Below are 1,269 nucleotides of genomic sequence, written 5' to 3' on the forward strand. Positions count from 1 at the left end.
GCATATCCTACTCTTTCTTGTCTTTCATACCAAGCTTGTGTTCTGACATGGAGAGCTTTGTTGTAAACTAATCTTACACAGCCCAATGTGCGCCGCAATAGCGACTCTTGTTCTGGTGTTGGGTAAAATCGAAACGAATAGGCTTTTTCCATATCCCGCATTCTAGCATATATCGTGTAAACGATGCTCATATTTAACAGCAAAGCCGCCGTAAAACGGCGGGGTTTCAGACCCAAAATTTTCGATGAGAGCGATATGAACTAAGCTAATCGGCTTCGCTGAGATTAGCGTTTCCAAAACTAATCTCGCAGATTTTGCGCTTTTGACGCTTCCTTTGGCAGACTTACCGTTTGAGCCTAAATCCTGTTATAATAGGGTAAATAAAAACAATGAGATAAAATGCCCAAGAAAGCTTACTTAGCCGAACATCTAAGTTCAGAGGAACTGAAAGATAGATACAGAAGCAGTCAAGACTCAGTAGAAACAAGAAGATGGCACTTATTGTGGAAAATATCGTTAGGATGGACAATCAAAAATGCTGCAGTAGCTGTAGGATTAGATTATCAATATAGTTTTAGAATTCTCAAAAGATATAATGAATTAGGAGAAGAAGGAGTTAAAAATCTCAAGAAAAAAAGTGTGGAACATCGGAGAGGAAAAGAACCTTTATTGAAGGAAGAACAATTGCAAAAATTAAAAGAAGAACTGAAAAAACGTCCTGCCGATGGAGGAATCTGGACAGGTCCGAAGGTGGCTAGATGGATAGAAAAGGAAACGGGACGAGAAAAAGTTTGGAATCAAAGGGGATGGGATTACTTAAAAAAAGTGCAGATATTCTTGTCAAAAACCGAGACAAAAACATAAAAAGGGAGACCCAGTTAAACCAGAAAAATTTAAGCAGAATTTACCAGTAAAAGTCCAATAATTAAGAGATAAATTTACCAATTCTCAGATAGAAGTCAAAAACTTTAAGTTGCCGAGGGAATCATGCTCGATTTTCTACTTTGCTTATTCGCCAAAATTACAGCCAGCCGAGAGATTGTGGTCTCTAGTAGATGAACCCCTGGTTAATGAGCATTTTGAAACGATTGAAGCAATGGAAGAAACAATGACTAATGAAATTAAAAACTTGACTAACTAGGGTCTGCTGAAAAAGTTTTTCCTAGGGGCAGGGTGTAGGGTGTGGGGTGTGGGGTGTGGGGTTTTACCCATTTTCATCGGGTAAATTACCTAATTTTCAGGGAAAAAGTCCAGGGATTTTCCCCCCGA

The 1,269-nt window shown here is 38.9% G+C and carries 2 protein-coding genes; one reads left to right on the top strand and one right to left on the bottom strand.

The features are described 5' to 3' along the window. Nucleotides 1–161, bottom strand: a 161-nt coding sequence (locus tag PX482_RS18135; protein ID WP_288122798.1) for a helix-turn-helix domain-containing protein, incomplete at its 3' end; no start/stop codon positions are given. Between the two features lie 238 nt (nt 162–399). On the opposite strand from PX482_RS18135, the gene PX482_RS18140 reads away from it, so the two are divergent. Then, nucleotides 400–864, top strand: a complete 465-nt coding sequence (locus tag PX482_RS18140; protein WP_002760422.1) for a helix-turn-helix domain-containing protein — start codon at nt 400–402, stop codon at nt 862–864. Nucleotides 865–1,269: the final 405 nt, after the last annotated feature.

It is taken from the genome of Microcystis sp. M53602_WE12 (assembly GCF_030065455.1).
GTDB classification, from domain to species: Bacteria; Cyanobacteriota; Cyanobacteriia; order Cyanobacteriales; family Microcystaceae; genus Microcystis; species Microcystis aeruginosa.